The organism is Sulfurisphaera sp. (genome assembly GCF_059755235.1).
In genome coordinates, this window is record NZ_DBPRYF010000017.1 from 1 (window position 1) to 7,800 (window position 7,800).

At 36.0% G+C, this 7,800-nt stretch carries 7 protein-coding genes and 2 pseudogenes; 2 read left to right on the plus strand and 7 right to left on the minus strand.

The window, feature by feature from the left end; translation table 11 throughout:
* On the plus strand, positions 1-1,152 hold a 1,152-nt coding region (locus AC3OCB_RS01830; RefSeq protein ID WP_498340484.1), incomplete at its 5' end, for a zinc ribbon domain-containing protein.
* Here the strand turns inward: AC3OCB_RS01830 and AC3OCB_RS01835 are convergent.
* Positions 1,105-2,037 (minus strand): MFS transporter, encoded by a 933-nt coding sequence (locus AC3OCB_RS01835; protein ID WP_498340485.1) that lies wholly within the window; start codon positions 2,035-2,037, stop codon positions 1,105-1,107. The genes AC3OCB_RS01830 and AC3OCB_RS01835 overlap by 48 nt on opposite strands.
* A gap of 17 nt (positions 2,038-2,054) precedes the next feature.
* Positions 2,055-2,327: a hypothetical protein gene (locus tag AC3OCB_RS01840; RefSeq protein ID WP_498340487.1), complete on the minus strand. Its 273-nt coding sequence runs from the start codon at positions 2,325-2,327 to the stop codon at positions 2,055-2,057.
* A gap of 159 nt (positions 2,328-2,486) precedes the next feature.
* On the opposite strand from AC3OCB_RS01840, the gene AC3OCB_RS01845 reads away from it, so the two are divergent.
* A complete protein-coding gene (locus AC3OCB_RS01845) occupies positions 2,487-3,131 on the plus strand; it encodes a uracil-DNA glycosylase (RefSeq protein WP_498340492.1) in 645 nt (214 codons plus the stop codon).
* A 16-nt stretch (positions 3,132-3,147) separates the two neighbouring features.
* Here the strand turns inward: AC3OCB_RS01845 and AC3OCB_RS01850 are convergent.
* From AC3OCB_RS01850 to AC3OCB_RS01870, 5 genes and pseudogenes are all read right to left on the minus strand, one after another.
* Positions 3,148-4,035, minus strand: a pseudogene (locus AC3OCB_RS01850) (pirin family protein).
* Positions 4,036-4,163: 128 nt separating this feature from the next.
* A complete protein-coding gene (locus AC3OCB_RS01855; protein WP_498340488.1) occupies positions 4,164-4,343 on the minus strand; it encodes a hypothetical protein in 180 nt (59 codons plus the stop codon).
* Between the two features lie 159 nt (positions 4,344-4,502).
* Positions 4,503-5,743: pseudogene (locus AC3OCB_RS01860) on the minus strand (amidohydrolase family protein).
* Between the two features lie 14 nt (positions 5,744-5,757).
* Positions 5,758-5,961, minus strand: coding sequence for a hypothetical protein (locus tag AC3OCB_RS01865; RefSeq protein WP_498340489.1), 204 nt, complete (start codon positions 5,959-5,961; stop codon positions 5,758-5,760).
* A gap of 419 nt (positions 5,962-6,380) precedes the next feature.
* The coding region (locus tag AC3OCB_RS01870; RefSeq protein ID WP_498340491.1) for a B12-binding domain-containing radical SAM protein at positions 6,381-7,800 on the minus strand (1,420 nt) is incomplete at its 5' end.

Sequence of the window (7,800 nt, forward strand, 5' to 3'; positions counted from 1 at the left end):
AGGAAGAGAAAAAAGAGATGTTATCAAATTAAACGACTAATTCCACAACTTCCAAAGACTAGGGAGTTCAAGAACCAGCTTAGAAAAGAACTGTTAAAGGGCTGGTCTTATGCTTCCCACTACGTTGATTCTGCAATAAAAGTAGCTTATTCTATTTTGAAGTCTTGGAAGAAGAACTATCTCAAGGGAGAAAGAAGGAGAGCAAAACCTACAGTCAAGAAGCTGTTTGCTAGAGTCAAGGAGACGCTCTATACCTACAAGAATGGAAAAATTAGAGTCACCATAGTACCTAGGAAACTATATCTAGAGTTTGACTTAACAAAAGCGTGGTTTAAGAACAGGGTGAAAGGGCTGGATCTAGGAGAATTAATACTGACGAAGGGTGAGTTACTAATCGCTTTCAGGAGATCAAAAGAGGAGAAAAGCCACGTTGAACGTATTGGTTGGGACTCAAATTTATTTAGTCTAGATGGGTTTTCACCCAGGTATGGGTGGATAAAAATTGACTTGAGTGAACTGTACCACATACATAGAGTACATGAGATAAAGAGGAAGAGAGCCCAAAGCGTGGCTAGTAAGAAGCCCTCAGCAAAGGGGAAAGTGACTAAACATGGTGAGAGGGAGAGAAACAGAGCTAAAGACTTTGTCCACAAGCTGACTAATACACTTACGAAGATGTTCCCAGGTGCAGTACACGGCTTCGAAGATCTGAACAAGTCTGGAATGTTTAACGACTGGAAAGAACACAACAGAGAGATTGCTAAGCAGAACTGGAAACAGATAGTTAGTTACATGAAATACAAATCCGAGGTAAAGCTGGTCGATCCTAGGAACACCTCATCCACCTGTCCTAGATGCGGGGGTTGGATGCTAAAGCTCCAAGAGGGGCAGGTGGTTAAGTGTTTGAAGTGTGGACTAGAACTAGACAGACAGCTATGTGGTGCAATAAATATCTACCTCAAAATGTGTGGCTTTCCCCAGAGCCCGAGCGTCTTCTTCCGTGCGGTGATTAAAAAGATGATCCCTCGGTGGAAGATGCAGATGAGGGCTTTGGGTGGGGTTGCCACGAATAGGGGCAAGGGCTATGATATGCCACCGATGAACTCAAGATGGTGGCTGAGCTTGATGAACCCCAAGGCTTACATAGGCTGATGAATGCCTATGAAAGCTGAACCCCATTTCATTAAAAATTCCTAAAATAATAAGCCCCGGAATAAAGTAATTATAAAGTAAAAGGACTGGAAGAACTCCCAGTAGATTTGAAACAAGTATTCTAGTCCTTTCTTCTACCTTGTTCATAATAAAAGATAAGGATCCCCCTACGAAAGAAGATAGAAGGAGGATTGAGGAAATAGAGCCAACTACTATAGAAGATTCATGAAATATGTAATAAGAAAAGGACGGGAAATATTCACTAACTACGTAATAGGCACCCCACAACCCTGCAGTTGTAGAAGCGACGAGTATCACATTTTTATTTTTCAGTACGCGAAAATTGCCCTTAAAGTTTACATATGGCATAAAATAGTTTACAATACCAGCAAGGAGAGTTAATCCTCCTAGAAGGATAGAAGAGAAACGAAAACCTATTAATGAATCAAAAAATCCCCAATTCAGACCTAAAATGCCTCCAACAGAAAACATCCCATTATAAAGTCCCATAACTAGAAGTGTTCTGCCCTCATTCATTACTGCTAAAGTCCCTCCAGCTGATGAAAAGAAAAAAGATGCACCGAACCCTGTTAAACCATAGAGTATAATAACTTCGTATACATTTTCACTTAAACCAATAAGGATATCAGAAATTCCCATTATGAATAGACCCATCGTGTAAGTTAGTTTCATTCCTAACTTAGTTGATATAATCCCAGCAGGGATTTGCATTACAGCCGCTGAAATAAAGAAGGAAAGAGGAATTAAGCTGGCGAAATAGGATGGAGCTGAGAAGTCTTTCAACAAGTAAGGAATATATGGAGAGAGAAAGAACCAACTGATTCCGTAAATTAGCCTCGCTATAAAAATCGGATAGCCTTTCACACTACTTAGTGAACAGACTAATGTTTAAAGTTATCTTGGGTCTGGAACTCTTCGCTCATTCTTTGGACTTCAAGAGAAGATAAAATGTCTAGCACTTTTCTCATGTAGACTTTTACAAAATAATACACATGATATGATCTAAATTCTTCATCGTCTTGTGAGATAACTTTAAGGTACTCCTCTGGTTCGAAATATTTAACTTCAAGGTTAATTCCATCCACTTCTATTGTCTTTGGAACTTCCTTTTTTGAAACTAAGAGAAGCGTATTTCCCTTAATTCCTGCTAGCATAACATACCATTTTTCAACTTTATCTAAAGCTTTAAGGACTATCTCTTTTTCCCTCCATAATAATCTTTTTCTATGTGAAGATTAAATATCTTTTTTTAAAAATTTGAATTTAGTTTAAATTCCCCCAGTTTGCAGATAAAAAATGAAGAGGCCTCATTCATGAAGTCTTTATTCTTTGACGAAATAATTTCTTGCAGTAAATGTCCTAGATTAAGAGAATACACAAAAAATAAGGAAAAACCACTAAGATACAAGGACTGGGAATACTGGAACAAACCAGTACCCGGAATAGGAGATGAGAACGCAAAGATCTTAATTGTCGGTTTAGCTCCAGCATTTAATGGAGGAAATAGGACTGGAAGAGTGTTTACGGGAGACGAATCTGGAAAATGGGTGATTAAGGGTTTGTATACTTTAGGTCTAAGTAACAAAGAAGAGGGAGTAAGTAGGGAAGACGGTCTCGAAATAAAAGAAGTTTATCTAACTAATGCAGTAAAATGCACTCCACCAGAGAACAAACCAACAAAAGAAGAGATAAATAACTGTTCTTTGTTTCTTAAAATGGAAATTGAGAGTCTAAAGAAAGTAAAAGTTATAGTAGCTCTTGGAAAGATAGCTTTCGATTCAGTTCTTTCAATATACGAAATAAAGGCGAAGTTTTATCATGGTGCAATAGTAAACTTACCAGATAATAAAGTGTTGATCGGCAGTTATCATCCAAGTGCACAGAATACCAAGACTGGTAGGTTAAAATGGGAAAGTTGGATAAAAATACTTAAATTAGCTTTGGATTTAGCTTCATGAACTGATCTTCTTTTCATCAGTAGTAATCCTCGATCTTTACCTCTTTGTTCTTTATGAACATACCTTTACGTAAATCTGATAACGCCTCCATAATTTCATCTTCAGCATTCATCACTATTGGCCCATACCATGCTACTGGTTCTTCTAATGGTCTCCCAGAAAGTATTATAAACCTTGCTTTGCCACTAATAACTATTTCATCTCCCCTTTTATCATAAATAACAAGATTCCCTTTTCCAACCTCTGGTGAGTTAGGACTAAACTTAGCTTTGCCATCAACAACAAATGCTAAAACTGTATAACCATCTTTTACATTCATCTTAACCTCTCCGTATAAATTAACATCAAAATATGTTGGTTCTACATCACTTTTTACATTTAAAGGTCCTTGAAGACCTCTGTATTCTCCAGAAAGCACACTTAGCTCACCAAAGTTAAAAGTCTCTTTGGGTACTGAATTGATATTCCTATATGTTGGTTCCGTCATTTTCTTTTTAGCTGGTAAATTAATCCAGAGCTGTAATCCTCTAACTGACAAAGGGTTTTGATTATATTTAGCTATTTCTACACCTTCCAGTGGTTTAGGCATTTCTTGATGGAATATTCCACTTCCAGCAGTCATCCATTGGACTTGCCCAGGATATATTACTCCTTTATTTCCAGTACTATCTTCGTGTTCCACTTTACCTTCATAAAGCAGAGTTACAGTCTATATTCCTCTATGTGGATGCCAAGGAAAACCAACAATATATTCTCTAGGGTCTGAAGAGCCAAAGAAGTCTAATAGAAGAAATGGGTCCGTAAGTTGTACAGTAGATGGAGAGTCAAATACTCTATAAAGTCTTACCCCAGCACCATCAATAGTATTTCTTCCTTCTAATATACCAAAAACTCCTCTTATCATATACTCTCATTATTTTGTTTAAATAAAAATATAACCCAACATAATTATGGTTATCTTTTAAATGTTAAGCAAATGAATATAACCATGATAAAGTAAATAAAAAAGAGTTAACTTTTTAATTGATAGCACTAAATGTTAAGTACCCTTATTTCTTCTGTCCACCTTGTTGTTCCTTTCCGCCTTGCTCCTTCTTCTTGCCTTTTGCCATTTTGGCTCTGAAATAAAGATATTGTTATCCAGTTATTAAGCAATACTAAAATAAAACTTGTTAAATATTTACGCAAATTTATTCCTTTTATGTTGAACATTTATCTTTATTTCTCTTTTTAGGAAGATAAATACTTATCGTTTATAAGTAGTCTCAAACTAAATATCGTTTAGTTCTGATAAAATTATAACCATTGGTGTTACTATAACTTTCCGTAAAAAACCTATTTCTCTTACGAGAGATTGAATTTTTCTCATCTCTATATGGGTTTTTTGAAAACTTTTTCCCATTTTCCATGATAAAATATGAACTTTCCACTGTCCTTACTAATTACTTTACCTTCCTTAATTACGTATAGAGGAGGTTCCATAAATCGCAACAGATCAATTACGTCTTCAGCATTAGTTATTAACATATTCGCTCTTTTACCCAAATCGATACCATAATCCATTAAGGGCCATGACTTAGCTCCGTTATAAGTAATTAAATTCAAAGAGTTATTCAGCTCTTCTGGAGAAAGAAGTTGATCCAAGTGAACACCCATAAATAAAACATGAAGCATGTTCCCACTACCTAATGGATACCAAGGATCCATAATGCAATCATGACCAAGAGCAACGTTAATTCCATGTTGCAATAACTCCTTTATAGGGCCATTCCCCTCCTTTTTGGATAGTTGTCAAATCTACCTTGAAGGGAGACATTTATAAGCGGATTAGGAATTACAGTAATACCAGCCTTAGCCACCTGTTCTAATATCCTTGACCTATAAGCTGGATCCCACGAATGCATTGCTGTAACGTGACCTGCTGAAACTTTCCCTTGATAATTATATTCAAGAGAATACTTGGCAAGAACTTCTAAATATCGTGAATTAGGATCATCTGTCTCATCAATATGACCATCAACTTGTTTATTATACTCTTTTGCTAAATCGAAAGCAAATTTAACAGATCTAACCCCATCCTCTCTAGTAATTTCATTATGAGGTATCATGCCAACATTATCTGCACCAAGTTCAACAGCTTTTCTAAGGAGTTCATCATTACCTTTATCGGTAAAAATACCGTCTTGAGGAAAAGCAGTAATTTGGATTTCAGCGATATCTTTAACTTCCTCCTTTACTTTTAACAAAGCCTTCAGTAATGTAAGAGACTTTTCAGTCACATCTACATGAGTCCTTATCCAAAGAGTACCTTGAGAGACCATTAATTTTACCGCAGTTACAGCTCTTTTTGTCACATCTTCTTCAGCCAATTTTCCTTTAACTTCTCTCCATATCCTTATCCCTTCCCACAGAGTCCCAGATCTATTTACTACTGGTAGGAAAACACTATCCAAATGAAAATGCATATTGAAATAAGGTGGAATAACAAGATGGTTTTCAGCATCTATTACTTCATCATCAGAGGACTTACAGTTAAAACAAGATATAACTCCGTTTTCCACATAAATGTTAACTATTCTTCCATCAAGTAGTTTTGCGTTCTTTATTAACATAAGATAAAGATTGTTTAATTCTTTTTAACTCTGATTATCCATATTCCTTCTTCATTTTTCTCCTTCTCTATGGAATACCCACGGAATAAATACGAAATGTCTGAACGAGAGAGAACAAGGATCTCGCTATTATTACTCAGTTTTTTCAGTACGCTCTTAACTTTATCTTTTACGTCACTTAAGTCTTCTTCGACTGATAACGTTATTACTCGTTTCATAGACTCACATACCAGTTGAGGTTTAAATTCTTTTTCCTATGTTCCTTTTTGATTTTTTTAAAGGTTTAAAAGGTAATATTAAAAAGCTTTTAAAAAGAATTTCCTTTATTATTTTTTTAATTAAAGACCTATTGGATTGGAATAAACTCAATTACGCCATTTTCCTTATGGAATGAAAAACCAAAATGAGGGGACGAGAAGAGCTATAGTGACGTTACTATTCCTTTATTAAGAATTACGAAGAATATTCAGCAATTAGCTTCTGGGTCGAGCCCTAAAGATCCCCAAGACTTTGATATACATTCATAGACAGTAGCTTCTTGTCTATCAAAGTCAAATCTCATTCCTTAATATCTATTCATTAATAATCGGTATTGTATTAGATGTATCAACCTTATTCAAGTTAGAAATAAAAATGCTTATTGTGGCTTAAAAGCTAATCTCGTTAACCAATAGATAGCTTTTATCACACCAATAGTATTATTTAAATTAATATTTGAAAATTCCATTGATTTCTTACCCTTTGTTTGTTTCAACTCATAGAAAATCTGGTCTATAGAATCAAATACTTTGTCAATCATCAATTTCACTATACTTTTAACAACCTTATTCTTTATTCCACCCGTAAGGATTGGTATTAATTCTCTAGTTGTCTTAAAATCATAATTCCATGATATATAGAGTAAATCCCAATACTTTGAAGGTAATCTTTCCATGAATGGAAACGGATTATCTCTTATTCTAGTTGTAGCCATTGGAATAACTGGTAGTGGAAATACCCATGCAATAAAACCGTGGTCAATAATCTTCTGTACTATATCAATAGACTGCTGAACGTCCTCGTCAGTCTCTTCTGGGTAACCAATGGTCATGGTGTAACAAGGGAATATATAATTATCGTTCATAATTGCAGTAGCATCCACAATTACGTCGTGCCAGTCTTTAGGAGTCCATGGGAATGCTTTAGCCCTCATATATTTCTCCATAATCTTGGTACTTCCAGTTTCTAACCCAACTACGGGGGCTACAGCTCTGTCAAAACTATATCTAGCAATTTCCGCCATAGCTTTTATGGTCTTAGGACTTTCTTTAACTGCAGGAGCCGAAATATGGGGCCACCATACGCCATCTACGCCCATATTCATGACTTCAGTGAAAAGCTTAACAATAGCATCATGATTAGTCCTCAGCTTTTGAGAACCATAAAGCATTACATCATCTGTAATAAGCTCGACTCTATTCCATCCACCTTTTTTGTTGATTTCAACTTCTTTCTTTATTACCTCAATCGGTATACTCCTAAACGTCTCTGGTGTCACAGGGCAAAAAGCACATCCTCTGGGACAACCCCTAGTAATTTGAACCTCACCGAGCCTTGCAGGATTAACTATCGGTGGAATTTCTTCTACTTTAGGATCTTTACCTCTAACAACACTTGGTATCTCTTGTCCATCTTCTAGCTTCTTTACAACTTCTGGCAAAGTTATTTCGGCTTCACCAACGAATAATGTATCAATCCAGTCCGGCTTTTTGTTCAGCAACTCCCATACACCGGGTCCTCCAGCAATCACCTTGAAGTTATACTTCTGTTTTAGTTGTACTATTTTATCATGTAGCTCCTCAAAGAACTTAGCAGTCCATGTAGCTCCACCACCGAATAACATTGATAATTTAAAGGGGACTGGATTGAGACCAAAGGGATCATGGACAGTAATGCCTACAACTTTTGTCTTATCGCTAACACTCTTCTCTAAATATTCTGGAGGGATAACAGCGACATCGAAACCGTGATATAGTAAAGATGCTTCAACTTTCCTTAAAGCATAAGGTGCATAAACA

What these genes read in the sequence shown, in the direction of transcription:
- AC3OCB_RS01840 (WP_498340487.1), bottom strand. Translation starts at nt 2,327, where the DNA reads ATGCTAGCAGGAATTAAGGGAAATACGCTTCTCTTAGTTTCAAAAAAG.
- AC3OCB_RS01845 (WP_498340492.1), top strand. Translation starts at nt 2,487, where the DNA reads ATGAAGTCTTTATTCTTTGACGAAATAATTTCTTGCAGTAAATGTCCT.
- AC3OCB_RS01855 (WP_498340488.1), bottom strand. Translation starts at nt 4,343, where the DNA reads ATGTTCAACATAAAAGGAATAAATTTGCGTAAATATTTAACAAGTTTT.
- AC3OCB_RS01865 (WP_498340489.1), bottom strand. Translation starts at nt 5,961, where the DNA reads ATGAAACGAGTAATAACGTTATCAGTCGAAGAAGACTTAAGTGACGTA.